19 protein-coding genes are annotated in these 25,348 nt (G+C 47.1%); 14 read left to right on the top strand and 5 right to left on the bottom strand.

Annotated features, from left to right (window positions below; translation table 11 throughout):
* Nucleotides 1-137: 137 nt before the first annotated feature.
* The 6 genes from nifE to MHH46_RS25875 are packed head-to-tail and all read left to right on the top strand — an operon-like array spanning nucleotide 138 to nucleotide 5,667.
* The gene (gene nifE / locus MHH46_RS25900) at nucleotides 138-1,502 is read left to right on the top strand and encodes a nitrogenase iron-molybdenum cofactor biosynthesis protein NifE (protein ID WP_076194618.1); all 1,365 of its coding nucleotides are present in this window, start codon (nucleotides 138-140) and stop codon (nucleotides 1,500-1,502) included.
* Complete coding sequence (nifN, locus tag MHH46_RS25895; protein ID WP_076186360.1) at nucleotides 1,492-2,829, top strand: nitrogenase iron-molybdenum cofactor biosynthesis protein NifN; 1,338 nt, start codon at nucleotides 1,492-1,494, stop codon at nucleotides 2,827-2,829. Before nifE ends, nifN begins: the two co-directional genes overlap by 11 nt.
* The gene (gene nifX, locus MHH46_RS25890) at nucleotides 2,795-3,199 is read left to right on the top strand and encodes a nitrogen fixation protein NifX (protein ID WP_076146356.1); all 405 of its coding nucleotides are present in this window, start codon (nucleotides 2,795-2,797) and stop codon (nucleotides 3,197-3,199) included. The genes nifN and nifX overlap by 35 nt, the downstream gene beginning before the upstream one ends.
* Nucleotides 3,183-3,749 carry a DUF269 domain-containing protein gene (locus MHH46_RS25885; RefSeq protein WP_076146353.1) on the top strand — a complete coding sequence of 189 codons (567 nt, stop codon included), beginning with the start codon at nucleotides 3,183-3,185 and terminating at the stop codon, nucleotides 3,747-3,749. The genes nifX and MHH46_RS25885 overlap by 17 nt, the downstream gene beginning before the upstream one ends.
* 38 nt (nucleotides 3,750-3,787) lie before the next feature.
* Complete coding sequence (locus tag MHH46_RS25880; protein WP_076146351.1) at nucleotides 3,788-4,540, top strand: HesA/MoeB/ThiF family protein; 753 nt, start codon at nucleotides 3,788-3,790, stop codon at nucleotides 4,538-4,540.
* Nucleotides 4,537-5,667, top strand: a complete 1,131-nt coding sequence (locus MHH46_RS25875; protein WP_076186351.1) for a homocysteine methyltransferase — start codon at nucleotides 4,537-4,539, stop codon at nucleotides 5,665-5,667. The genes MHH46_RS25880 and MHH46_RS25875 overlap by 4 nt, the downstream gene beginning before the upstream one ends.
* 92 nt (nucleotides 5,668-5,759) lie before the next feature.
* Here MHH46_RS25875 and MHH46_RS25870 read toward each other — a convergent pair whose 3' ends face one another.
* The 3 genes from MHH46_RS25870 to MHH46_RS25860 all read right to left on the bottom strand — a co-directional run bounded on the left by MHH46_RS25870 (nucleotide 5,760) and on the right by MHH46_RS25860 (nucleotide 9,146).
* Complete coding sequence (locus MHH46_RS25870) at nucleotides 5,760-6,650, bottom strand: carbohydrate ABC transporter permease (protein WP_036679567.1); 891 nt, start codon at nucleotides 6,648-6,650, stop codon at nucleotides 5,760-5,762.
* Nucleotides 6,651-6,677: 27 nt separating this feature from the next.
* A complete protein-coding gene (locus MHH46_RS25865; protein ID WP_036679565.1) occupies nucleotides 6,678-7,562 on the bottom strand; it encodes a carbohydrate ABC transporter permease in 885 nt (294 codons plus the stop codon).
* Nucleotides 7,563-7,769: 207 nt separating this feature from the next.
* The gene (locus MHH46_RS25860; protein WP_076129193.1) at nucleotides 7,770-9,146 is read right to left on the bottom strand and encodes an ABC transporter substrate-binding protein; all 1,377 of its coding nucleotides are present in this window, start codon (nucleotides 9,144-9,146) and stop codon (nucleotides 7,770-7,772) included.
* Nucleotides 9,147-9,384: 238 nt separating this feature from the next.
* On the opposite strand from MHH46_RS25860, the gene MHH46_RS25855 reads away from it, so the two are divergent.
* The 5 genes from MHH46_RS25855 to MHH46_RS25835 all read left to right on the top strand — a co-directional run bounded on the left by MHH46_RS25855 (nucleotide 9,385) and on the right by MHH46_RS25835 (nucleotide 16,560).
* The gene (locus MHH46_RS25855) at nucleotides 9,385-11,205 is read left to right on the top strand and encodes a sensor histidine kinase (RefSeq protein WP_076194621.1); all 1,821 of its coding nucleotides are present in this window, start codon (nucleotides 9,385-9,387) and stop codon (nucleotides 11,203-11,205) included.
* Nucleotides 11,206-12,861: a response regulator gene (locus tag MHH46_RS25850; RefSeq protein ID WP_076129195.1), complete on the top strand. Its 1,656-nt coding sequence runs from the start codon at nucleotides 11,206-11,208 to the stop codon at nucleotides 12,859-12,861.
* 71 nt (nucleotides 12,862-12,932) lie between these two features.
* The gene (locus MHH46_RS25845; RefSeq protein ID WP_076186343.1) at nucleotides 12,933-14,624 is read left to right on the top strand and encodes an alpha-glucosidase; all 1,692 of its coding nucleotides are present in this window, start codon (nucleotides 12,933-12,935) and stop codon (nucleotides 14,622-14,624) included.
* A 152-nt stretch (nucleotides 14,625-14,776) separates the two neighbouring features.
* Nucleotides 14,777-15,511 carry a class I SAM-dependent methyltransferase gene (locus MHH46_RS25840; protein ID WP_076194623.1) on the top strand — a complete coding sequence of 245 codons (735 nt, stop codon included), beginning with the start codon at nucleotides 14,777-14,779 and terminating at the stop codon, nucleotides 15,509-15,511.
* Nucleotides 15,512-15,549: 38 nt separating this feature from the next.
* Nucleotides 15,550-16,560 carry an MBL fold metallo-hydrolase gene (locus tag MHH46_RS25835; RefSeq protein ID WP_076194638.1) on the top strand — a complete coding sequence of 337 codons (1,011 nt, stop codon included), beginning with the start codon at nucleotides 15,550-15,552 and terminating at the stop codon, nucleotides 16,558-16,560.
* 2,356 nt (nucleotides 16,561-18,916) lie between these two features.
* Here MHH46_RS25835 and MHH46_RS25830 read toward each other — a convergent pair.
* Complete coding sequence (locus MHH46_RS25830; protein ID WP_076129198.1) at nucleotides 18,917-19,525, bottom strand: phosphatidylglycerophosphatase A; 609 nt, start codon at nucleotides 19,523-19,525, stop codon at nucleotides 18,917-18,919.
* A 269-nt stretch (nucleotides 19,526-19,794) separates the two neighbouring features.
* Between MHH46_RS25830 and MHH46_RS25825 the strand changes: the two genes are divergently transcribed.
* The 3 genes from MHH46_RS25825 to MHH46_RS25815 all read left to right on the top strand — a co-directional run bounded on the left by MHH46_RS25825 (nucleotide 19,795) and on the right by MHH46_RS25815 (nucleotide 22,508).
* A complete protein-coding gene (locus MHH46_RS25825) occupies nucleotides 19,795-20,928 on the top strand; it encodes a GerMN domain-containing protein (protein WP_179086346.1) in 1,134 nt (377 codons plus the stop codon).
* 163 nt (nucleotides 20,929-21,091) lie between these two features.
* Nucleotides 21,092-21,850 carry a ribonuclease PH gene (rph, locus tag MHH46_RS25820; protein WP_036686952.1) on the top strand — a complete coding sequence of 253 codons (759 nt, stop codon included), beginning with the start codon at nucleotides 21,092-21,094 and terminating at the stop codon, nucleotides 21,848-21,850.
* 1 nt (nucleotide 21,851) lies between these two features.
* Nucleotides 21,852-22,508: an XTP/dITP diphosphatase gene (locus tag MHH46_RS25815; RefSeq protein ID WP_076129200.1), complete on the top strand. Its 657-nt coding sequence runs from the start codon at nucleotides 21,852-21,854 to the stop codon at nucleotides 22,506-22,508.
* A gap of 393 nt (nucleotides 22,509-22,901) precedes the next feature.
* Here MHH46_RS25815 and MHH46_RS25810 read toward each other — a convergent pair whose 3' ends face one another.
* Nucleotides 22,902-25,334 (bottom strand): glycosyl hydrolase family 18 protein, encoded by a 2,433-nt coding sequence (locus MHH46_RS25810; RefSeq protein ID WP_076129201.1) that lies wholly within the window; start codon nucleotides 25,332-25,334, stop codon nucleotides 22,902-22,904.
* Nucleotides 25,335-25,348: the final 14 nt, after the last annotated feature.

The raw sequence follows: 25,348 nt of genomic DNA, 5'->3' as shown, positions 1-25,348 counted from the left end.
ATACTTCCGATTCATTCCCTCGTCCTCATACGGAGCCGAGCGTTGGGGAGCGGCCGGAAGTCCAATATTTATCGTAGTAACACTGAATAATTGAGCATTTTAAGCGTAAGGAGTATTCAGTTACGGGAGGTGGTACGATGGAGTCCATCAGAAACGATGTATTCGACGCGCAAGCTTGCGGGAGCTTAACTCCGAAATCGAAACCATGTCCACGCCCCAAGCCGGGCGAAGCGGCTGGGGGCTGCTCCTTTGACGGAGCCCAAATCACGCTGCTGCCGATCATGGATGCTGCGCATCTTGTCCATGGGCCGGCTGCTTGTGCCGGGAATAGCTGGGAAAGTAGAGGGGCTTTGTCAAGCGGGCCTTCGCTTTCACAATACGGATTCACTACAGATCTCAACGATAACGATATTATTTTTGGCGGAGAAAAGAAACTGAAAGATAGCATTGACTATATTGCCGGGCGCTTTATGCCTCCGGCAATATTTGTATATGCGACCTGTGTGACAGCATTGATTGGCGAGGATTTGGATGCGGTATGCAAGGAAGCGGCAGGCAGATTGGGGCTTCCTGTGATCCCCGTGAACAGCCCCGGATTCGTAGGCAGTAAGAATCTTGGAAATCGGCTGGCTGGTGAAGCGCTGCTACAATATGTCATTGGCACAGGTGAACCAGAGATTGAGATTCCTTTAGGTGTGAATTTGATTGGGGAGTACAATATCGCGGGTGAAATGTGGGATATCGAGAAATTAATGAAGAGTGTTGGAATTACGCTAATGTCCAGAATTACAGGGGATGCAAGATATAAGGAAATTACATGGGCACATCATGCAAAAGTGAATATGGTTGTGTGCAGCCGTGCATTGTTAGGTCTGGCAAAAGAAATGGAGGCAAGATACCACATTCCTTATTTCGAAGGCTCCTTCTATGGGGCCAAGGAGACAACTTATTCCTTACGTCAAATGGCTTATTTGCTGAATGACCGTGAGATGGAGCGGCGTGTGGATCGGTTGACGGAACGAGAGGAAAGCAGACTGATTCAGGAGCTGCGGCCCTACCGCAAGCTGCTTAAAGGAAAGAAAGCAGTTCTCTATACGGGTGGAGTAAAAAGCTGGTCGATTATTTCCGCACTGAAGGAGTTAGGCGTTCAGGTGGTAGGTGTAGGCACGAACAAAAGCACGGAAGATGATATACGGCGTATAGCGGATCGTGTTGGTGATGACACCGAATATATCCCGGAGGGTGGGGCAAGCCGAATTATCAAAACCGTCCGGGATCGTAAGGCAGATATTATGATTGCTGGTGGACGGAATATGTATGTGGCAATGAAAGAGCAGATTCCGTTTATCGATATTAATCAAGAAAGACACAAGGCCTATGCTGGTTACGAAGGTTTACTAAGGCTGGCTAAGGAGCTGACGTATTCTCTTGCTAATCCAATCTGGAAGCTGGCTGCCAGTGCCGCTCCCTGGGATAAGGAGGAACCTTCCTATGACCGTTAACAAAAGGAGTAAACCTACTTCAGTTAATCCAATCAAAATCGGTCAATCCCTTGGTTCCGTACTGGCATTTCAGGGTTGCTACAAGGCATTGCCTATTGTGCATGGCGCGCAAGGTTGTTCCGCATTTCCGAAGGCGCTGCTTACCCGGCATTTTCGCGAGCCTATAGCCGTACAGACCTCTGCTTTGCAGGAGATGGATGTAATCTTTGATGCGAATCGTAATTTAGAGGAAGCTCTAAATACCATACTCAGTAAACACCGACCAGACATAATAGGCATTATTGGGACTGAGCTGACGGATGTGGCTGGAGTGGATTATCAATCCATGCTCAAGACCTATAAAAGGGAGCGGAACATGCGGGGTGGGCTTGCTTTTTCCGTCACCTTACCTGACTTTCGTGGTTCATTGGAATCGGGGTTCAGTTCTACCGTGGAGGCGATGCTTGATGAGATGATTCAGCAGGTAGGCCATCGGGGTTCAAGGAGTGTGAATTCACGTCAGATTACCCTCTTGCCGGGATCGTTTCTGACGCCGGGTGATGTGATGGAGCTGAAAGAAATGATATCCTCCTTCGGTTTTGAGGTAATCGCTGTACCTGATATATCGACCTCTTTGTCTGGGCATCTGCTGACAGGATTTTCACCGCTAACAAGAGGTGGGGTGCCTCTAGATTCGATGCTGCAAAGCTTGCATTCGGGTCTAACCCTTGCCATCGGCGGAAGTATGGAGCGTCCAGCTAGAAGACTGCATAATGCGCTGGGAACTCCCTACAAAGTATTCGAGAGTGCTATGGGGCTTAAAGCAACGGATGATATTTTGCAATTTCTGCATCAAATTAGCGGGGAGCCGGTACAGCTTCGTTATTGCTGGCAACGAGAGAATTTATTGGATAGCATGCTGGATGCTCATTTTCAATTTGCGGGAATGTCTGCACTTGTTGCGCTGGAGCCAGACCATTTGTATACCGTATCTTCTTGGCTCGAAGAGCTGGGGGTGGAGCAAAAGGCCCTGGTCACTTCCTATGAAACTCCTTTGGTGGTTGAGATGGAACGAGAGGTATGGGTCGGTGATCTGGATGATGTTGAGTTTTTGGGTAAAGGTGCAGATTTATGGATCGGTAACTCACATGGGATAAATGGAGCGGCGCGGTTAGATGCAGCATTTATGGCGGCTGGATTTCCCGTTTGGAATGAGCTTGGTGCTTATATGGCCACTTCTGTAGGGTATCGGGGAGCGATGGAGTGGACGAATAAAGCGGCGAATCTGTTAATGCGAAGGGAGGAGGAACATCGTGAAAGTAGCATTCGCTACAGAGGATGGAATTAGAGTGAATGCCCATTTTGGGCAGAGTCCGATGTTCGCAATTTATAAAGTTACCAAAAGTGGCGGGGAGCTTATAGATCTTCGTAAACTGCCAACGATTCTCAATCAGGATGAAGCAGGCAAAATAGAGAGTCGTCTGGAGGTGGTAGAGGATTGCACACTAATATTCATCATGCAGATTGGAGCCTCAGCAGCGGCAAGAGTCACACGTCGTAAAATTATGCCGGTAAAGGTTCCACCAGGCAGTCCTATTGATGAGCAAGTGAAGCGGATTGTTGAAATGCTACAGGGCAAACCACCGATGTGGCTAGCCAAGGTATTACATGCTGAAAATGAAGCGGAAGGGGCGAGTGTAGATGGATCCCATAGCTAATGAGAGTGCTGCATTAATGGGCCGGGTTGCTCCGGAAGCGGCAGTATTAAACCGCCGTAGTCGAACCACGGAGAAAGAGCTGGATAAAGATATAGCAAAGATGTTCATACGGCGGTTGTGTCAATTGCTTGATACAGAAGACTTTTTTGGAAGACATGCTTCTCTTTCACCACAGAAGAAGATCGAACGATTGTTTCTCGCTTCCCCTGAAGACAAGAACAAATCTGATTTTAACTGCGCGGTTTCTCCAAAAGTCCGTTTGCAGGTTCCTCTCTTGTTTCAGGCGGTGGCGGGCGTGATCGAGGAGAAGAGTGGGGTTCTGGTTCAGAGTTCATCTGAAATAAACGGGGAAGGATTTGGGCGTGCTCTTTTATATAGTGATCGGATTATTCTTGTGTTAAAAAGCTTGAGAGCAGGTTTTCCGTTTCCTTTTACCTCTGAGGAGAAAGTAATTCGCTACGGCGTTGCTTGTGTAGAAGAAGGGTTAGCCTTTATGGATAAATTTAATGAAATGACAGCTCTTTATGGAACGGATGGTCTGGAGGGTTAGATTCCAATGATGCAGCTCAGCCACAGGGAGGGAGCAAAATGGAGCAGCTTGTAGGCGGCACCGAACTGGAACGATACGCTCGCCAATTGAAGCTGCTTGGAGAAGGTGGGCAGAAAGCGCTAAAAGAAGCTACAGTGATGATTGCTGGAATTGGAGGGCTTGGAGGCACTGCCGCACTTTATTTAGCTGCTGCCGGAATCGGCAAGCTGATCTTGGCGCATGAAGGAAACATTGTGCCTCCAGATTTAAATCGACAGATATTGATGGACAGTGATCATTTGGGTATGGAAAGGATGAGCACAGCCATTCAGCAGCTAAAACGTCTGAATCCAAATGTTGAAATGGAAGGATTTAATTCGAAGATTGAATACAATATGGCAAAACCTTGGGTAGAACAAGCCGATATAGTGATTGATGCACGGTATGATTTTCCGGAAAGATATACGTTGAACCGCCTATGTGTAGAAACCGGCACGCCAATGGTAGAGGCGGCGATGTATGGATTTGAGATTTCACTAACAACGGTTATACCTGGTGAAACCCCTTGCTTAGAGTGTCTTTATCCGGATGTGAATCCAGAATGGGAACCGTTTGGCTTTCCAGTATTGGGAGCAACCTCCGGAATTGCGGGTTGTCTGGCTGCGTTGGAAGCCGTAAAATGGGTTACAAGGGTAGGGACGACTTATGCGGGCGTAATGCATCGCTTCAATTCACTCGACTTCGCCTGTTACAGCGTCCATATTACCCGTAATCCGAATTGCACTTGCTGCGGAGAGGAAGGTAAACCGTGAAAAGTCTCAGGCTATGTGACACGACACTTAGGGATGGTGAACAGGCGGCTGGAGTTTCATTCACGAGGGAAGAAAAGCTGGAAATCGCAAGGTTGCTGTCGGAATGCGGAGTGGAGCAAGCAGAGGTAGGAATTCCTGCCATGGGCAAGCAAGAGCAAGAAGATATTGCGGCCATCGCTGATTTAGGTCTACCTATGAAGATGATGACTTGGAATCGGGCTTTGGAAAGTGATATCGACAAAGCTTGGGCGACGGGTGTGAACTGGAGTCATGTATCGATCCCTGTCTCGGAAATTCAATTACAAGGTAAGCTAGGTTTAACACCTGCCAAAGGTCTGACAAGATTACTGCATGCGACGGAATATGGTCAACGGCTAGGAATGACTGTGTCGGTGGGGATGGAGGACTCTTCAAGGGCAAGTATGGAGTACCTGGTTGAACTGGTAAATACATTATATAAAGAAGGCATTCGTTGGTTCCGTTATGCAGATACGGTATCTGCTCATCATCCGGGTCAAATGGCAGAGCGGGTAAGCACATTACTTAGTGCTGTTCCTGTAGATGTAGAGCTTGAGGTACACTGCCACAATGATTTTGGTCTTGCGGCTGCAAACACACTTAGCGGTATTGCCGCGGGTGCGGTCTGGGCAAGCACTACGGTAGCAGGGATTGGTGAACGTACCGGGAATGCAGCAATGGAAGAAGTAGTGATGGCTTGGCGTTATCTTTATGGCGGAGAGAGCAGCGTACGTCCGGAGTGTTTGAAAGGGCTGGCGGATAGGGTGATCACAGCCTCGGGCCGAAGTGTCGGCGATGCCAAACCAATCGTCGGATCACTCGCCTTCACACATGAATCTGGGATACATGTTGACGGTTTGTTGAAAGAAACAGCCACCTACCAGACCTTTGATCCCACAGAGGTGGGGAGAGCACATCATTTTGTGTTAGGTAAACATTCCGGAAGTGGTGGAATCATGCATGTTCTGAACGCACATGGTTTAGAGGTTAGTGCTGGAACCGCGGGACGTTTGCTTGAACGGGTGAGAGACTATGCCGAAGTTAATAAAGTGAATGTGCCAGAGCTCCTCTTGGTTGAATGGCTGAGGGAGGATTGGCAACGACCGTAAGAGATATTAGTAAGAATGAATAAAGGCTGACAAGACGGGTACGTAACCTGTCTTGTCAGCCTTTTAATGTTGTTAGGATTAAGTTTATTGTGTTAGCCCTTAACCGCTCCAGCGGTAATACCCTTGGTCATCTGTTCTGTGAAGAGCAGGTAGATCAGGATGGTGGGGATAGCGATGATCGTCATAACCGCGAACTGTGCACCATAGTTGGATGAATACTCACCAGTGAATTTCATAATGGAGAAGGGAATCGTCTTAAGATCTTCCGAGGTGAGGAAGGTATTCGCCATAATGAATTCATTCCAAGTGCTGATGAAGTTGAGCACACAGATGGTTGCCAGCGCCGGTTTGGTGATGGGCAGGATGATACGGAAGATTAACCCGTAAATGCCACTGCCATCAATAACGGCGGACTCTTCAATGGCCCGTGGGATGGTCTCCAGGAACCCGGTCATAATCAGGACACTCATGGGGATGACAATGGCTGAGTAAGGCAAAATCAATGTGTACATATTGTTCAGCATCCCAAGCTTGTTAAACAGAATGAAGTTTGGCAGCAATGTAGCGTGAATCGGGATGATCATGCCTAACATGATTAGAGACAGGACAATGCCACTTAGCTTCCATTTCATCCGGGTAAACGCATATCCCATCATCAGGGACACCAGCGCAGAGAGCATAACAGTTATCACTGTAATGATAAGACTGTTGGCAAAATAACGTGGTACACGCCCGTAGGTAAAAGCGTTTCGATAGTTCTCCCACTGGGGTGGAGAGGGCCATTTCAGAAATGAGCTTCCGAAGAACTCACCGCTCTTGAGCAGGGAATAATCGATCAACCAAATAAGCGGAAATAACTGAATCAACGCGATGATACACAGGAACACCATCATTAGAATTTTGCCCGTTGTAGGCTTTCTGCGTTCTTGTTTGTGAAGGTTTAGCTTAGGGGGTGAAGCGGCAGGCGATAAGGAATTATTCATAGGATATCCTCCGGTTACAGGGTTTCTTTAAAATTCTCCGATATCTTTCTTTAAAATCTTGTTGAGGATAACGGTTAGGATCAGGCAGAACACAATAAACAGAATCGAAATGGCATTACCATAGCCGTATAGCGATGATGAGAAGGCGGTTTTGTACAGATAGTTCCCTAGGAACTGTGTGCTATTTGCAGGGCCACCGTTGGTCATTAAGAATACGGTTTCCATTTGCTTAAGACAGGTGGTGACGGCAATGATGATGGCAACCCGCATCATCGGCGAAAGCAGCGGAATGATGATACGCGTGTAGAGGGTAAAGTTGTTGGCGCCATCGATTCTTGCGGCTTCGCTTAAATCTTCCGGAATGCCTTGCAGACCTGAATAATACAGCAGCAGTGCATACCCAAAGCCTTGCCACATAACAACAATGATGATGCACCAGATGGCTGTCTTCGGATCACCGAGCCAATCATGCGTAAGTGCGTCCAATCCAACTCCGCTTAGCAGCTTGTTGAGCAGTCCGTAGTTCGGATGGAAAATTCCGGTCCACAGCTTGGCTGTAACGACGACGGAAATTACAGCGGGGATAAAAAAGATCGTCCGGAATATTTTTTCGTATTTGCCGGAATTGGTTAGGAATATCCCCATGAGAATGGCAAAGGGATGTTGTAAAAATACAGTGGCGGCGGTCAGGAGCAGGGCATTGACCAGCGATCTCCAGAACACTTTGTCATGAAATAGAATTTCGCGGTAGTTATCAAAGCCGATGAAATTGTATTTGCCGATTCCGCCCCAATCCGTAGAACCGTAATAAGCGCTCATGAAGATAGGGATGCAGATCATAAAAGCAAATAGGAACAGTCCAGGTGCGATGAGTAAGAATATCGCTTTTTTGTCGCTTAACACTCTGTGCATGGAAATCTCCGTCCTTTTAAAGAGTAATCTATCTATTACCATCGTAACGGGAAGCCAGGCACCGGAACATGCCGTAAATTTCAGATCGGTGTATACATTTTTTCGAAAACAAAACCCCGGCCTCTGGGGGAAGCCGGGGTTTGCGCACTGCCATCTATAAGGTTACTTCAGGAGCGCTAAGGTTCATGTTTTTTGTAGTTCTCTGGTTTATTTACCAGCGAATTTATCGGATGCAGCATCCAGTGCTTTGGCGAATTCTTCAGGGGTAATCGCATCAGAAAGCAGGCTTTGATGCGCCTCCATTACCTTTTGCTTGAACTCATCGTCACCCACATCCTGCAGTGGAGTACCGCTGGAAGAGGTCATGGAGCTGAACACTTCAATCAATTCTTTTTGCAGCTGGGTTTCGTTACCCGTTAGGAATTGATCGAATTGCTGCGCAGGTGTACCCGCGCCAGCTTGCCATAGCATTTTAGACCAATGCTCTGGAGCGAAGAAATATTTCAAGAAATCAACAGCGGCTTCAGCATGTTTGGAGTTTTTGCTGACTGCATATCCACCACCATACCAAGCGGCATCATCGGTTGCTTTACCTTTAGCTGAAGCTGGGAATGCGAAAGCACCTACGTTATTGCGGAATTCTTCAGAGAAGTTCTCGTCTGTTGCCAGACCCGACTCCCAAGCGCCCATAAAGAACATGGCAGCTTGCCCTTGTCCGAACAAGTTGCGTGCAGCACCATAATCGGCAGTCAGCCAGCCATCGGCAAAACCTTTAGCATCGGCGAATTGCTGCATTTCAGTTGCAGCTGCAACCAGACTAGGATCTGTAAAGGATATTTTACGTGCAACAGCTTCATCCATTGTATTGAAATCGCCAGTCTGACGTTGGGCTACAAATTCATACCAGATAGGCAGTGTCCAAGCGTCCATACCATTCATAGCGATCGGGTTAATTTTCTTGGCACGAAGTGTTTTGACGGCGGCAAGCAAATCATCTGTGGTTTTTGGAACCTCGATGCCGTTGTCAGCAAATATTTTTTTGTTATAGTACATCACCATGTAGTCGGCACCACGCGGCAAGCCGTAAAGCTTACCGTCTTTACTGAAGCCGTCCATGGATCCGGACACAAACTGGTTACCTTCGAAGTCAGCACTGTTCAGTTCAAGCAGCAGATCGTTATCCAGCAGCGGACTCAGGAAGGAGGGCTGACCCCAGGCTTGAATGATATCGGGAAGCTGATTGCTGGAGGCATACACTTTGATTTTTGATTTGTAAGGCTCATCTTGAAGCGCTTCCACTTCAATCTTGACGTTAGGGTTCTCTTTCATGTAAGCATCGATAATGTCTTGCTCTACCTTACCTGAACCATTGGCCCGATCCGCGAGCGCGGTGAAGAACTTCAGTGTGATTTTTTCGGCGGGTGTGTTTTCCCCTGCACTAGCTGTTGCTTCGGCAGTAGCTTCGGCCTTGTCATTTGTAGGTGCATTGGTAGCTTTCGCATTGTTATTTCCGCCACCGCAGCCTGCCAGCAGAGCTGGTAGCATTAGACTCATAAGTGCTAGCTTTATTCCTTTACCTTTCATCAAAAACCCACCTTTTTTATGAGATATATTTCCACGAGAACGGCTGCCATCAAACGAGGACGACAATGTCGTTTCTTCTTGCATCCCCATCTTAAGAGTTTATGACCGATAGAAACATGGTCCATATTTAAGAACTATGTAGGCATTTTTCAGTGATTGTAAAAAGCTGGTTCAGGGTTTAATGATTTCAGTTATACTTGGTTTACACATTTATTGATTATACATGAAGGTGGTTCTCATGAATCGAAACATCCGCTTATTAAGCCGTTATCGCCATCTTCCGCTCCAGTTTAAGCTGTTATTATGGTTTGTGCCGCTGCTTCTCGTGACTATATTTGCTATGGGGTGGAACTCCTATCAGATCTCTTCGCAGCAGGTGGTGGAGAAAATGAAACAGTCACAGGATCACCTGACCCGAAAAACAGCAGAGCAGATTGATGAGATGGTGAGGGGAATGATTTCTTTTTCCAATACACTCTTTCTGGATGAAAGTGTGCAGCGGCTCTTAGTGTCGTCAGAAGCACAAAAAGAACGTAATTCCGTATTTAAAACGGTCACCAACCTGATGGTCGCTGGCAACTCGATTCAATCCCTGATTCTATACTCTTTGGAAGACCAGAATAACGGGGCGGAGCCTTTTGCTGCGAACCAAGCCGGATTGACAACTGGCATGAAGTTCTCTAACTTTATCCAAACCTCGTACTACAAGGAAGCCGTTGAAGCCGCAGGCAGTCCAACCTTTGGATTGTCCAGACCCACGGATGGCATATTTGTTGGTGATCATTATCATAAGATTGTACTTTCCAGAATTATCAAGAATGTATATACTTTAAAACCCGCAGGGCTAGCGGTGATCGGGGTCGATGCTGGAAAGATCGGAAGCCAATATCTAGACAACTCTGAAGATGATGTAGATATGTTTGTGGTAGATCGAGACGGACTCATCATTACGGCTTCTAACCGGAGCTGGATCGGCAAAAGAGATCTTGATCTTCCGTATTTTGCGGACAGCGATCCTAAGTTGAACCTAGAGCAGAGACTGGAGTCTACAGCGGATCACAAACAGTGGATTGTCTCGCATCTGCAGTCAGAAACGACGGGTTGGTATGTAGTGGTGGTGCATTCCAAACGGCAGCTTGTCAAAGAGCTGGGGCAGATTTCACAGGTCACGGTGACGATCGCTTTTCTGTGCTTAGCAGTTAGCTTAATGGTTACCTGGCTCGCCGCCGCCTCAATAACGAAACCGCTGAAAAAACTTTCCCGCTCCATGCGCAGATTCCAGACAGGGGATTTCACGCAGCGCGTATTTTTTGAAGGAAATGATGAGATTGGTCTCTTGGGCCATGGTTATAATCTAATGGTGCAGCGGATCAAATCGCTCATCAATGATGTATATGCCTCCAAACTGAAGCAGCAGGAAGCAGAATTGAAAACGCTTCAGGCACAGATCAGGCCGCACTTTTTATATAACACGCTGAATACGATTTGTTGGGAAGCTGAGAAGAAGGGCGACAAAGAAATAGCGGATATGGTCTATTCGCTTTCTCAAGTATTCCGGCTGAGCTTAAATGATGGGCGGGATACGTTTACATTGGAACAGGAAGTAGAGCTTGTAAAGAATTATTTGTTCCTGCAAAAAAATCGGTTTAGAGAACGTTTTGAGTTCGAAATTACCTTGGATGAGAGTATCAAGGATTTTACAGTTCCTAAGCTGCTGCTCCAGCCACTGGCGGAAAATGCAGTGATTCATGGGATCGAGCCACTGGCTGGAAGCGGACTAATCTCGATTCGCGCCTTCCGCAAAGATAGGACTATTGTGCTCGAAGTTCAAGATAACGGGGTGGGAATCACGCCGGAAAGACTTCAGGAGCTACATCAGCGTTTAGCGAGAGGAAGCTCTATTTCGGAGGAAGAGGAGAATGCTGGACGTTCGGGGTTTGCGCTCTCGAATGTACAGGAACGTTTAGCTTTGTTTTTTGCCGGAGCCTCATTGCAAGTAGAGAGTGTAGAAGGAGCAGGCACACGTATTATCATTCATATCACTGTGGAGGGTCCCTAAATGATGAAGCTGAAGCTGCTGATTGCTGAAGACGAAGACACCATCCGTGAGGGTATCGTCAATATGATTGACTGGAATTCGCATCAGATTGAGGTAATGGGCGAGGCGGGGAACGGAAGTGAAGCGCTGGCTCTGATGGAGTCTGAACAGCCGGATTTATTGTTAACGGATATCCGCATGCCGCAGATGAATGGTCTGGAGCTAATCGAAGCTGGACGGCGTCGCGGTTACGACTTTCGCTCGATTATTTTATCTGGCTACAATGAGTTCTCTTATGCGAAACAAGCGATTGCGCTGGGGGTTGTCGATTATGTGCTGAAGCCGTGCCGGCCGGAGGAAATTCTGAAGACGGTACTCAAGGCTAAGGAGCTAATTGAAAGGCAGCGTTGTCAGGAGAATGAGCAGCTAAAAAGAGATCGTTCCTGGCATAAAAATGCACCGCTTGTCAAAAGCCAAGTGCTGTCCCAATGGATTCATCATCCTCCGGTTCCGCTGGAGCGGCGGCAGGAGCTGATCGGTGAGTTAGCTATGGCTATTAGTCACGAAGGTCCGCAGATTGGGCTGGTCAGCTTTGATTTTGATCCTCCCTCTGCTGGTGGGTCTGGACAGGATTTTGTACTTTTACGTTACGCGGCCCTAAATATTATTAGTGAGACCTTGTCTCCTATCTATAAAGGAAAAATAGAGACCTTTCATGATGGCAATCTCCTGCTCTGGATCGGCAGTGGTTTAGCTGGAACGGATTCCCGCAAGTCTTACCGAACCCCCATCTATTTAAAAGAGCAGATCGGGATGCTGCAAAGCAACCTGGAGAAATACCTCAAGCTGTCAATCAGTATTGCTGTAGGCTCCTGTCGTGCGGATATTTCGGAAGCTCACCTGTCTTATAAAGAAGCGCTTCAGGCCATGGAATCCCGCTTTCTGAACGGGAAAGGCGGCGTTTATTTTTTTACAGAAGGTTCGGGAGTTATTGGGGGTGGCGCACAGGAGATCGGGATTTTAGATGATCCTGAATTAAATGTGCTGGAGGATGAGATGCTTGTGGCAGTCGGTGCAGGAAGTAATGAGCTTGCCCTCGATCTGCTGGAGCAGTGGCTGGAACGTTTTCGCGGAAACCCCGGATGCCTCAAGCAGGAGGTGAATATTCGGGCAACAGCTTTTGTCGTTCGCCTTAAGAGGCTTGCGCAGGAAAAACAAGTAGCTGGATTCGAATGGAAGCAGCATTTGGTCAATTGGATGGAGCAGGCACCACAGATCGAGACGCTGGAAGAATTGTCTACGATCCTGAATAAGATCATGCAGAATGTGGTGGAGGCTTTTTCTAAACATCGCCCTCTGCATCGAACAGTAGTTACAGCGCTCGAGATCATCCGTAACAAATATAATACCAATCTGTCTCTGGAGTATGTTGCGAAGGAAGCTTATGTATCTAATACTTATTTAAGTTCACTGTTCCGCCAGGAGCTGGGTGTGAATTTTCTCGATTACTTGCATCAATACCGGGTAGAAGAGGCAAAAAAGCTGCTCCGCCAAAACTTAAAAATGTACGCCGTTGCAAAGTTAGTGGGCTATGGGGAAGAACGCCACTTCAGTGCTACTTTTAAGAAATGGACCGGACTTACGCCCTCACAATATCAAAAGGGACTAGGGAAGTAGGAGTAAATTGTTATCTACTAGGCTTTGTGTGGTTAAACTCTACATATAGCTAAATAGGAGGTAACCGAGAAATGAACCCGAAATGGTGGAAAGAGAGTGTCGTGTACCAAATTTATCCGATTAGCTTCATGGATAGTAACGGAGATGGGATTGGAGACTTGCAAGGAATCATATCCAGACTGGATTATCTGCAGGATTTAGGTGTAGACGTGATTTGGGTCTGCCCTATTTATAAATCACCAAACCATGATAACGGTTATGATATCAGTGATTACTGTGACATTATGAAGGAATTTGGCACGATGGATGATTTTGACCATTTGCTGAGGGAGATGCACGCACGTGGGATGAAGCTGATGATGGATTTGGTTCTGAACCATACGTCACATGAGCACCCATGGTTTGTTGAATCTAGATCGTCGAAAGATAATCCGAAACGGGATTACTATATTTGGCGAAAAGGAAAAAATGGGGGACCCCCGAATAACTGGGAGTCTTATTTCAGTGGCTCGGTGTGGGAGCTTGATCCGCGGACGGATGAATATTACCTTCACCTTTACTCCAAATATCAGCCTGATCTGAACTGGGAGAATCCGGTGGTCATTGATAAGCTGCATGAGATGGTGGAATGGTGGCTGAAGAAGGGTGTGGACGGATTCCGCTTTGATGCCATTGCACATATCGTGAAGACGAAAGGGTACCCGGATGCGGATAATCCAGGTGGAACACCTACCGTAAGGGCTTATGGAATGTTCTCCAATCTGGCAGATGTGCATACCCTGCTACAGAATTTATATGATAAAGTGCTTTATTTCTACGATATTATGACGGTAGGAGAGACCTCAGGACTTGGACCGGAGCAGGCGCTAGATTATGTAGGGGACGGGCGTAGAGAGCTGAATATGACTTTTCAGTTTGAGCATATGTTTCTGGATGCCGCTTCGGCAGGTAGTGGAAAATGGGATGTCGTCCCATGGAGTCTACTGGAGCTGAAAAAGATTATGAGTAATTGGCAGACGGTTCTGCATGACAAAGGCTGGAATGCGAATTATCTCTGCAACCATGACCAGCCGCGCGCAGTGTCCCGGTTTGGGAACGACCTTTTTTACCGGATTCCTTCGGCTAAAATGCTGGCGACCTTCATTCACATGCTGGAAGGCACACCTTATATTTATCAAGGCGAAGAAATTGGTATGACGAATGTCTGTTTCGAATCCATTGATGAGTACCGGGATGTAGAGACGCTTAATTATTATGAAGAAAAGCGAAAAAACGGCGTTCCAGAAGAGCAGATTATGTCTGCCATTCATCATAAAAGCCGGGATAATGCCCGCACCCCGATGCAGTGGGACGATGGTCACGCAGGTGGTTTTACGACGGGGACTCCTTGGATTGAAGTAAATTCCAACTATATGGAGATCAACGCTGGCAATGCGATTAAAGATCCCGATTCCATCTACAACTACTATAAACAGCTGATTGCCCTGAGAAAAAAACACAAAGTCATCGTTTATGGAGCCTACGGGCTGCTGCTCGCAGAGCATACAGAGATATATGCGTATACTCGGACATTAGAAGATCAGCGGCTGCTGGTTATTCTGAATTTTTATGATGGAGAGCCTGTATTCGAATGGCCAGCGGAGTTCCAACCAGACAATATTGAGCTGTTAATTTCTAATTATTCCGTGGAAAAAGATGAGCAGATCCAACCGCTTAAACTTCGTCCTTATGAAGCACGAGTATATTTGCAGCAGCTTGTGTAAGGGAAGCTACAGGAATGAGTTGTCATGAAGGGGCTGAGCGCTCCACTGTGACAACTCTTCTTTGAGTTTGTGAGTAAAAGACTGTACAATGGCGATACATTAACATACATAGAGTGGAGTTACAGGAAGACGCCTGTGGGAGGAGAGACAACATGACTGAATGGTATGAAAAGAGCTTCGGAGAGGATTATCTGGTCGTATACAAACATCGAGACTTTGGTGGAGCTCGTAAAGAAGTTGAACGAATGATCTCGTGGCTGGGACTACCGCCAGGCTCCAAAGTGCTGGATTTATGTTGTGGGATGGGACGTCATTCACTGGCGCTTGCGGAAGCAGGGTACGAGGTAACTGGAGTAGATTTATCAGAGGTACTGCTGCGTGAGGCAAGATCTCAAAAAGGAGCGGAGCAGGTAACTTGGCTGCGTTCTGACATGCGGGACCTACCGTTAACTGGAGGTTTCGATGCTGTGGTTAATCTGTTCACTTCCTTTGGTTATTTTGAAGAGGATGAGGAGCAGGTAAAGGTTTTGCGTGAAATCTATCGGATGTTGAAGCCGGGTGGCAAGTTTGTTATTGATTATCTGAACCCTGCGTATGTGATTCGTCATCTGGTGCCGCATTCTACCCGCGAGGATGAAAAGAATCTGATTGATGAGTCGCGGCGGATCGAGGATGGGTATGTGAAGAAGGACATCATTTTAACCTCTAAGAATGATTCTACACCTCGTCAATATCATGAACGTGTGAAGCTGTATTCCTTGGAGAAATTTAGCGGAATGATCGAGGAAGCGGGTTTACAGCTCGAAGCTGTGCATGGCAGCTATGAAGATGAGGTTTATAATGCAGAAAGCTCCACGCGGATGATTTTTAGTGGAATTCGATTGTAATGGTATCAGGAAAAAGATTCAAAGGCGGTGATCGCACCATGTCTAAGGCGGATATCACTTCATGGGACGAGAACATTCTTCAGGTCTCGGTACCCATGGACTCGCCGCTTCGTCAAGTGAACAGCTATATTCTTCCCGATGAGGATGGCAGAATTACTATTATCGATCCGGGTCCGCGTAGCCCGGAGACAGAAAAATGCTGGCATGAGATCCTGCAGGAGCTGGGATTGTCGTGGAAGGACGTGCGGGATATCGTCGTAACGCATCATCATCCCGATCATTATGGATTGGCGGGATGGTTGCAGTCGCAGACCGGATGTAAAGTATGGATGACTGAACGTGCTCATGCCGAAGCGATGTTGATGTGGGGCAGTGACACGGATATCAATGAAGTTTTGCCGTTATATTTCATCAGACACGGAATGTCGGAAGAATGGTCGAGTGGAATAAAAGCGCATTTGGAGAGCTTTGACGCGCAAGTGGAGCCGCAGCCGGTTGTAACTTATCTGAATGAGGTAGAGCCTTTCGGGATGGGTGGCCGTGAATGGAAATTGATTGTAACTGGCGGACATGCACCGGGACATGTGAGTTTCTATCATGCGGGCAGCGGGCAAATGATCTGCGGCGATGCTGTGCTGCCGCAGATTTCGCCCAATGTCAGCCTGCTTCCAGGCAGCGATCCACAGCCGCTGCAGACGTTTCTTCAGGGGCTGCGGGAGCTGGGGAGCTACCCGGTCAGCATGGCGTTCCCGGGTCATCGGGAACCGTTCACGGGCTTCGCGCATCGGGTCAGCAGCCTGCTCGCTCATCATGAGGAGCGGCTGGATACCGCGGCAGCCTTGCTCGCAAACGGTCCGCTGAGCGGCTTCGCCGTCTGCGAAATTCTGTTTCGCAGCCGGGTAACCACCGTTCACCAGATGCGCTTTGCGATGAGTGAGACACTGGCGCATCTGGCGGAGCTGATGCGCCGGGAGCGGGCAGTGATGATAGAGGCGGACGGTGCTATATTGTTTGCAGCATCTGAAAGTGCTGGTGACCATGTTAGTTAGAGTTTCTAGCGCGATCGAAGAGTGATGAAATGAATGATGAGCGATGATGATGAGTGATGAATGATGAAATGAATTTAGATGTGAATGTTATGATCGAGTAGAGGTGTAGAGCAGTCTTGTGTTATTGGGACTGCTCTTTTTTGGGTTTTGGTTTTAGTGACTAAGTAGAGAGTATATTTCGGTGCTATTTATATGAATATTGAGCTCCTTAGTCCGACCACATACCAAACTAACATTTGATACATACTCATGCGTCACGCTGATCATTTGGACTAACATTTGATTACTTTACTCATGCGTCACGCTGATCATTTGGACTAACATTTGATTACTTTACTCATGCGTCATGCTGATCATTTAGATTAACATTTGATTACTTTACTCATACGTCATGCTGATCATTAGGACACAGATTTGATTACTTAACGCATGCGTCATGCTGATCATTCGGACTAACATTTGATTACTTTGCTTATGCGTTATGCAGGTCATTCGGACTAATATTTGATTACTTTACTCATGCGTCACACAGATCATTCGGACTCAGATTTGATAACTTTGCTTATGTGTTACGCAGGTCATTCGGACTCAGGTTTGATTACTTAACGCATGCGTCATGCTGATCATTCGGACTAACATTTGATTACTTTACTCATGCGTCACACAGGTTATTCGGACTCAGACGCCGCTATTCGTGGATTTTGAGACTTTTGAGGTTAGTATCGGACCGGAGAGGCGTTATTGCTAGAGTGATGGGTTGTTATTGGTCATTTTTGAGTGAATAGCGACTCTGGAGTCCGAAAGTGACTAAATCAAGGGTGATTTATGGAAATAGGGTCACCTGAGTCCGAACACATTTCCAAACTACCATTTGATTACTTTTCTCATGCATCATGCTGATCATTCGGGTTCAGATTTGATTACTTACTCATGCGTCATGCTGATCATTCGGACTCAGATGCCGCTATTCGTGGGTTTTGAGACTTTTGAGGTTAGTATCGGACCGGAGAGGCGTTATTGCTAGAGTGATGGGTTGTTATTGGTCATTTTTGAGTCAATAGCGACTCTGGAGTCCGAAATTGACTAAATCAAGGGTGTTTTATGGAAATAGGGCCTCCTGAGTCCGATCGCATTACCAACTAACATTTGATTACTTTACTCATGCGTTACGCTGAGCATTCGGATTCAGATTTGATTACTTACTCATGTGTCACACAGATCATTCGGACTCAGATGCAGCTTATTCGTGGATTTTGAGACTTTTGAGGTGAGTATCGGACCGGAGAGGCGTTATTGCTAGAGTAATGGGTAGTTATTGGTCATTTTTGAGTGAATAGCGACTCTGGAGTCCGAAAGTGTCCAAATCAAAGAGGATATGTGAGTATAGGGTCACCTGAGTCCGACCGCATTACCAAACTACCATTTGATTACTTTTCTCATGCATCATGCTGATCATTCGGGTTCAGATTTGATTACTTACTCATGCGTTACACAGATCATTCGGACTCAGACGCCGCTATTCGTGGGTTTTGGGACTTTTGAGGTGAGTATCGGACCGGAGAGGCGTTATTGCTAGTGCAGAGGGTAGTTATTGGTCATTTTTGAGTGAATAGCGACTCTGGAGTCCGAAAGTGACTAAATCAAGGGTGTTTTATGGAAATAGTGTCACCTGAGTCCGATCGCATTACCAAACTAACATTTGATTACTTTTCTCATGCGTCATGCTGATCATTCGGGCTCAGATTTGATTACTTACTCATGCGTTACACAGGTTATTCGGACTCAGATGCAGCTTATTCGTGGATTTTGAGACTTTTGAGGTGAGTATCGGACCGGAGAGGCGTTATTGCTAGAGTAATGGGTTGTTATTGGTCATTTTTGAGTGAATAGCGACTCTGGAGTCCGAAAGTGTCCAAATCAATGGGGATATGTGAGTATAGTGTCACCTGAGTCCGATCGCATTACCAACTACCATTTGATTACTTTACTCATGCGTTACGCTGAGCATTCGGATTCAGATTTGATTACTTTACTCATGCTTCACACAGATCATTCGGACTCAGATGCCGCTATTCGTGGGTAGAAACACATCTTGCCGAGTAGCTAAGTGTTGGTATTGACTAATTGGGGAATTTCTCCCTAATAATCTACGAATGTAGCTATAAATTAAGGTTTTCGTAGAGTTATTAGGGGAGAATTCCCTAATAACTTAGGTTTTGAACGATTTTCGGTATTTTTTAGGGAGTTTTTCCCTAAAGCGGTCCCAACCCAACCTTAAAAAAAGCGATTGTCTCATAACCCGCAAGGGTTACGAAACAATCGCTTTTTAATTCTCAGAGTGTACCCAAAACACCGGTTACTCCGGTTGTTTTTCATGTTCTGCAAGTTTCCTTGCAGCTTCTTCGCGATCCTCAGGTGAATGCGGAAGTTCGAGGTCTATCTCACGCTCCGCTTGCTTACGGTGTGCGATTCGGCTACTAGCTGCAGCGGCTACAGCTCCGACGATATCGTCGAGGAAGGTGTGGATCTGCCCGGTGTTTTTGTCGTTCAACCGTTCAAGAACGCCTGGCTTAAGCTTGTCCACATAACCATAGTTGGTGAAGCCAATGCTGCCATATACATTTACGATGGAGAAAGCCAGAATCTCATCCACTCCGTATAATCCCTCATCATTTTCGATCATATCCTGAAGCGGCGGAAACAACTTCCCCTCCTCCGCGAGCATGTCCAATTGAATGCCCGTAAGTACCGCATTTTGCACTTCTCGTTTGCTGAGTACCATCTCAACGTTATGGACACATTCTTCCATCGTTAAGTTTGGATAATATTTTTTTTGCAGAAACATTACGAGCTCTGCGATTTCCTGCAGGTTTACTCCACGCTTATTCAACCACATTTTGGTCGCATCTGCGACTGCCTTGCTGTTCAGACTGTAAGGTATTTTTGCGATTGGTTCATCAGCCATGATTAGTCACCTCGTAAGTTAAGTCTTTGCATTACAACGTTCGTTAGCATGATGTTAAGCGCTGGTGTTATCTCAGATTGTACGTTTAGAAAAAGTATTTGTCCAGAAAACGGAGTCTATATGAATTAAAATCTAGATCCAACCTAACCTGAAAATAAAGCGCACAGGCTTTTCCAACAATTTAGGATAAGCAGTTGTTATTTTTTGGACAAAGGTCTCGTATACATAGCAGTACAAATGCTATCTAACCTTGAAAGGGGTAATAAATGATGAAAACAATGCAACAAATCCGCGGGATTTCCGCAGTCTGCCTACTCGCAGTTCCACTGGCACTGTCCGGTTGCGGCTTGTTCGGTTCGGAATCAGCATCGATTGATGCTCCGCCACCTGAGGTTGAAGCGCAGATGTTACAGACAGAGGGAAATAATACTTTGGATTCAGGTGTATTTGGTCCAGTGGCTCAGGATGATGCACAAGCAGTTGTGAAGGACAGCACCAAAACCGCTAAAGCAACGGATAAAGCAACGGCTTCCGGTGACCGGACGACCGTATATTTGGAAGATGGAAATGGCTTACTCGCTCCAGTGTCGCTAAATCTGCCAAAAAGCAAAGATTCCAGCACGCTCAAGAACTCTTTAATGGCATTAGTGAATAAGGGAGAATATGCGTCCTCATTGCCAGAAGGCTTCCAAGGTATTCTACCAGCTGGAACTGAGGTGCAAAGCATTACGGTAGACAAGTCGAATTTGGCAGTTGTTGAGTTCAATTCGGAATTTAACAACTACGATGCTGCGGATGAACGCAAAATCCTTGAAGCGATCACTTGGACGCTGACCGGTCAAGATGACATTAAAGGTGTACAGTTCTGGGTAGATGGTAAAAAGCTTATGGAAATGCCGCTTCAAGGTACTCCGCTGGATCGCCCGCTGTCCCGTACAATGGGCATTAACCTGCCTAAACAAGGTCCATCTTTGATGAACTCTAGTGCGGTTACTGTTTATTTTTCCACAACATCTCCTGACGGTATCCAATATTATGTTCCGGTTACGCGCTTTGTACCCGCAGGGCAAGAGCAGCTGACTGCTGCTATCAATGAACTGATTGCGGGACCTGAATCCGGAGACGGTCTGGAAATGGTTATGACACAGGGCACATCACTTGATTCGGTTGAAGCCGGACAAAACGGTGTTGTTACTGTATCCTTGACTGACGATATGTTCGCAGATGGGAAGGAAGTTCCTGCCGAATTACTGGAATCGGTTGTTCTGACTGTTGCGCAAAATACGGAAGATGCTCTGGTTCAAATTCGTTTGAACGGCAAACAATCGATTACTGACACTGACAATGTGGACTATAGCAAACCTGTTTCTGCACCTGAATTTTTGAACGAGCTCCCGTTATAGAATGACCTTCTAAGGTTTAAAAGATGCTTTTGTGCCTCCTCTTTGGTAGAATAAAAGTTGCTCAAAAAGACGTAACGTCCCGAACGGTGAACTGCTGCAATGAACAACAGGGAAACGGGACTCACACTAAACTATTAGCTATACGATGTAGGAGGCAGAAAAGATGAGATCAAACGGGCGAACTGACGACCAATTACGGCCGCTGACAATAACGACCCAAACGAATAAATATGCTGAGGGCTCCGTGATCATTGAGATGGGAGACACCAAAGTTATTTGTACGGCTACTGTAGAGGAAAAAGTGCCTCCGTTTCTTAAAGGACAAGGAAAAGGCTGGGTAACTGCCGAATATTCGATGCTTCCTCGGGCCACCCAGTCCCGTAATCAACGTGAAGCTGCACGCGGTAAACTTACCGGACGTACAATGGAAATCCAGCGGCTGATCGGCCGTGCGCTTCGCTCCGTGGTGAATTTACAAGCGTTAGGTGAACGCAGTATTACGCTGGATTGTGATGTGATTCAGGCGGATGGGGGAACTCGGACGGCTTCGATAACAGGCGCTTTTGTTGCCATGGCATTTGCTATTAATAAAATTGCACTACAGCACAAGCTGGCTGTTTTTCCTATAACAGACTTTTTGGGAGCAATTAGTGTAGGTGTTGTAGGGGATAAAACATTGCTCGATCTGAATTATGAAGAGGATTCCAAAGCCAAAGTGGATATGAATGTAGTCATGACCGGCGGCGGTGCTTTTGTTGAGGTACAAGGGACTGGCGAAGAAAGACCATTCTCGCGTCAAGAGCTGGACCTATTATTAGGTCTAGGTGAGAAGGGAATTTATGAACTGATTGCGGCGCAAAAAGAAGCGCTCGGAGCGATTGCTCTGAAAATCCCTTCCGGCCAACCGGGCCAAGAGGTGTAACATGAATTCCACGGGCAATATTCTCATTGTCGCAACGAAGAATAAGGGGAAGGTGCGCGAGTTCGAGCACGCTTTTGCCCCGCTGGGCCTGACAGTTAAGAGTATGTATGACTATCCGCATCTGCCCGATGTGGTGGAAGACGGGGCTACTTTTGCAGAGAATGCGTTTAAAAAATCCAAAGCCGTAGGTGATGCACTTGGAATTCCGGTACTCGCTGATGATTCGGGTCTTTGTGTAGATGCTTTGGATGGCAGACCGGGTGTGTACTCTGCACGTTTTGCCGGTGAAGACGCTACGGATGGGGAAAATAACCTGAAGCTGCTTAGCGAGCTAGAGAGATTGAAACAGGGGGAAGACACAGATCAGCCTTTGCTGAGCACAGCTAGGTTCGTCTGTACTTTATCGCTGTACGATCCAGTTTCCAAGCAGGAGCTAACCGCAGAAGGTGCGGTCGAAGGTTGGATTACTTCAGAACCATCAGGTGCTGGCGGTTTCGGTTACGACCCGCTATTTTATCTGTCGGAACATGAAAAAACTATGGCCGAGCTTACGCTGGAAGAGAAGCAGCAGATTAGCCATCGAGGAACTGCACTGCGACTGCTGACGGCGAAGCTGGAGAAAAAACTGGCAGCCGAAGGCGGCCTATCGCAGGAATAGATTTTTATATAAAAGTGGGGGTGTCCAAAAGCCGCGAAATGGCTGCTGGGCACCCCCGTTTTTTATTCCTTCCCCTTAAACAAAGCATCAAACTTCGTTCGATTCTAGCACATTCACCCGTATGAAGCGGCTACCCGGACACAGCTGACCTTAAACGCAGCTATATCCGATAATTGAGATTCTACTGGACCCCAAAGTCGCTATGGGCACGAAAAACACCCCAATAGAAGCATTTCATAAGGAATAGCAGCACTGGAGTCCGAAACACAGCTCCAAAGGCTTGAAATTTGTAAATAACGTCAACTGGGTCCTTAACGTAAGCCCCAGAGAATGAGTATGACTCTGCACTAATAATGGGATGTTCTCCTTGTTGGAATCAAGGAGAGCACCGGATTATATCAGCTTCCAAAGAGCAGGTGTGGAAGCTGGCTCCCACCCCTGAAGTGAAGTGTGAGGCTGCAAGCAGGTATACGTTTTTCCACTGTAGGCAACAACATCACCTACTTTATAAGCAACTCCTGTTACCCAGCTAGACCCTCCCGAAGTAGGTGTAGCAGTCGGTAATGGAGTTTGCGTGGGTGTTACGGTTGCGGTGGGCGTTGGTGCCACCGTAGGCGCTGGAGTAACGGTTGCAGTAGGCGTCGGTGCCACCGTAGGTGTCAAAGTCGGTGTTACTGTTGGAGCTACAGTTGCCGTTGGTGTAGAAGTTGCTGTTCCACACACGCTGATGTATTTCCAGACACCGTCCGGTCCGCTAAGATCGGGACGATCGCCTTGTGTCCACCACTTGGCTTCATAGAGTGAGCCGTTGTAGGAAACGCGTTGTCCGCCAGTATATGCGGTTGCCGCATTCCAGGTCGCTGCCGAACATTGTCCCGGCGTAGGAGTAGGTGTTGGCGCTACAGTTGGCGTTGGCGTCACGGTTGCCGTCGGAGTCGGTGTTGTTGTAGGTGTTGGTGTTGGTGTAGTCGTCGGAGTCGGTGTCGGTGTCGGTGATGCAGACGGTGTTGGCGTAGGTGTAATGCCTCCGTACAGTTTATCGTATTCCTGTTGGGACGAGTTTCCGTTCAGGGTGATTCGCTGTGGACCGCCTGAAAAGTTCAGCTTCATCATACCCGGAATTTCAAGTGAAGCTCCATTCGCAATAGTTTGAGTAGCTGTACCTGTAATACGGTAGCGGTTGAAATCCCAGGCCGTGGAGATTTGCTCAACGCTACCGGCTCCCCATGCCGAGGTTAGGGTTGTAGTTGTTGGCAGGTCGAACTCCAGCTTCCAGCCACCGGAAATATCTGTGCCGGTATTGTTCGTTATTTTTAATGAATAGGTATAGTTCGGATGATCATAGGCGCCGCTGAAGCTGAGGTTGAAGTTTTTAGGTTCAGGCAACTGCGGCTTAGGAGCTCCGCCCGGCGGCGAGGCTGTCTTCAGCTGATCATAGGCAAAATCGGTCAGAGAATTGCCATACGTATAAGTGCCATCGCTCTGCTCAGAGTAATCGCCCGTTAGTTCCCAGAACATCATACCTCCCAAGCCTTTTTGCTTGATGTAATCCAGCTTGTAGCCAAGAGATTCCTTATCTTCATACGTAAGAAAAATCTTCTTGTCTGCATTGAATAAGTACGGTGTTTTGGTAACAGGATCGAAGTAACGCTTATTCGCTGGATCTTTGAGCAGATTTAGCACATGCCAGATCGGATTTGCACCAGCAGGCTGCTCTGGTGCGGGATCATTCCAGATCCCGTATTGGCCATCTGCTCCCCCACCGGTTGTCGGAGCTGTGCCGTAAAGGCCGGTATTGTTGATGCCTCCATTCACATTTTTCCAGCCTCGTGAATAATAAGGAACTCCGATCACGATTTTTTCCGGAGGAAGCGTTCCAAGATAGTATCGGACCGCCCAGTCGGTATTCAGAACCGGAGTGCCCAGCGCAGCAGTTTCAGTATCGCGGGAATCCGGGTACAATGCAGAATGCGGCCCTACATATCCATTCCAAGCCCCATGGAAATCATAGGTCATAAGGTTCGCCCAGTCTAAATACTGATTGGCTTCCCCAAGCTTCATGCCCCCAAGAATCCAGGAAGAGGCGGTGGCCGCAATGGTCAGGTCATATTTCTGATTGTCTTGAGCACCTGCCAGATCGAGCTTTTCGCGGAGTTTTTTCATAAGAAGAACGTAGTTGTTGTAATTAACTGTACGCAGCGGTTCTGCCACGGCAAAATCGTTAGGATTACCGGACTGCCCAGTGCCAGAAGGGTACTCCCAATCGATGTCTACTCCGTTGAACTGATAGGTACGCAGAAAATCCACAACACTATTGGCAAAAGCTTCTCGCCCGGCTTCTGAATTCGCCATGTTGAAGAACCCTCCGGAACCCGACCAGCCGCCAACAGAAATCAGGGTGCGGACATCAGGATAGAGCTGTTTGTACTTAACCAGTTGGTTAAAATGCCCCTTAAAAGGCAGGGTGGTCAGCTGACCGGGATAGTCTTTTTCGATTGCAGCTGTACGGTCCATGAGATCAATCTTGTTCGTTTGAGGATTTACCTTGGCGAAGGCGTAGTTAATATGGGTAATTTTATCCCACGGAATCTTGTCTACGGTGTAAAATCCTTTGTTCTCCTGATCGCCCCACTCTGGGAAGTAAGCAACGATTTTACGAGGGTGATCAGCTGCTGGAGCGGGAGCGGAAGGTGTTGTTTCCGCGGCATGGGCCACTGGTAAGGATGCACCTGTCCCGGTGTAAAGTGGAACCAGAACGATTAGGCTCATTAGCGCAGCAAGGTAACTTATGGATATTTTGCGCTTAGCACGTGCTTTTGCAATCATATTTAATATACCTC

The sequence above is a fragment of the Paenibacillus sp. FSL H8-0175 genome, from assembly GCF_045040615.1.
Classification (GTDB): domain Bacteria; phylum Bacillota; class Bacilli; order Paenibacillales; family Paenibacillaceae; genus Paenibacillus_AQ; species Paenibacillus_AQ odorifer.
Note: the sequence above shows the minus strand (reverse complement) of the source record. Positions and strands in the feature narration are given on the sequence as shown.

Bases quoted from the DNA above. Each gene is read 5' to 3' on its own strand.
- nifE (WP_076194618.1), top strand. From the start codon at position 138: ATGGAGTCCATCAGAAACGATGTATTCGACGCGCAAGCTTGCGGGAGC.
- nifN (WP_076186360.1), top strand. From the start codon at position 1,492: ATGACCGTTAACAAAAGGAGTAAACCTACTTCAGTTAATCCAATCAAA.
- MHH46_RS25885 (WP_076146353.1), top strand. From the start codon at position 3,183: ATGGATCCCATAGCTAATGAGAGTGCTGCATTAATGGGCCGGGTTGCT.
- MHH46_RS25880 (WP_076146351.1), top strand. From the start codon at position 3,788: ATGGAGCAGCTTGTAGGCGGCACCGAACTGGAACGATACGCTCGCCAA.
- MHH46_RS25870 (WP_036679567.1), bottom strand. From the start codon at position 6,650: ATGAATAATTCCTTATCGCCTGCCGCTTCACCCCCTAAGCTAAACCTT.
- MHH46_RS25865 (WP_036679565.1), bottom strand. From the start codon at position 7,562: ATGCACAGAGTGTTAAGCGACAAAAAAGCGATATTCTTACTCATCGCA.
- MHH46_RS25860 (WP_076129193.1), bottom strand. From the start codon at position 9,146: ATGAAAGGTAAAGGAATAAAGCTAGCACTTATGAGTCTAATGCTACCA.
- MHH46_RS25855 (WP_076194621.1), top strand. From the start codon at position 9,385: ATGAATCGAAACATCCGCTTATTAAGCCGTTATCGCCATCTTCCGCTC.
- MHH46_RS25850 (WP_076129195.1), top strand. From the start codon at position 11,206: ATGATGAAGCTGAAGCTGCTGATTGCTGAAGACGAAGACACCATCCGT.
- MHH46_RS25845 (WP_076186343.1), top strand. From the start codon at position 12,933: ATGAACCCGAAATGGTGGAAAGAGAGTGTCGTGTACCAAATTTATCCG.
- MHH46_RS25840 (WP_076194623.1), top strand. From the start codon at position 14,777: ATGACTGAATGGTATGAAAAGAGCTTCGGAGAGGATTATCTGGTCGTA.
- MHH46_RS25835 (WP_076194638.1), top strand. From the start codon at position 15,550: ATGTCTAAGGCGGATATCACTTCATGGGACGAGAACATTCTTCAGGTC.
- MHH46_RS25830 (WP_076129198.1), bottom strand. From the start codon at position 19,525: ATGGCTGATGAACCAATCGCAAAAATACCTTACAGTCTGAACAGCAAG.
- MHH46_RS25825 (WP_179086346.1), top strand. From the start codon at position 19,795: ATGAAAACAATGCAACAAATCCGCGGGATTTCCGCAGTCTGCCTACTC.
- rph (WP_036686952.1), top strand. From the start codon at position 21,092: ATGAGATCAAACGGGCGAACTGACGACCAATTACGGCCGCTGACAATA.
- MHH46_RS25815 (WP_076129200.1), top strand. From the start codon at position 21,852: ATGAATTCCACGGGCAATATTCTCATTGTCGCAACGAAGAATAAGGGG.
- MHH46_RS25810 (WP_076129201.1), bottom strand. From the start codon at position 25,334: ATGATTGCAAAAGCACGTGCTAAGCGCAAAATATCCATAAGTTACCTT.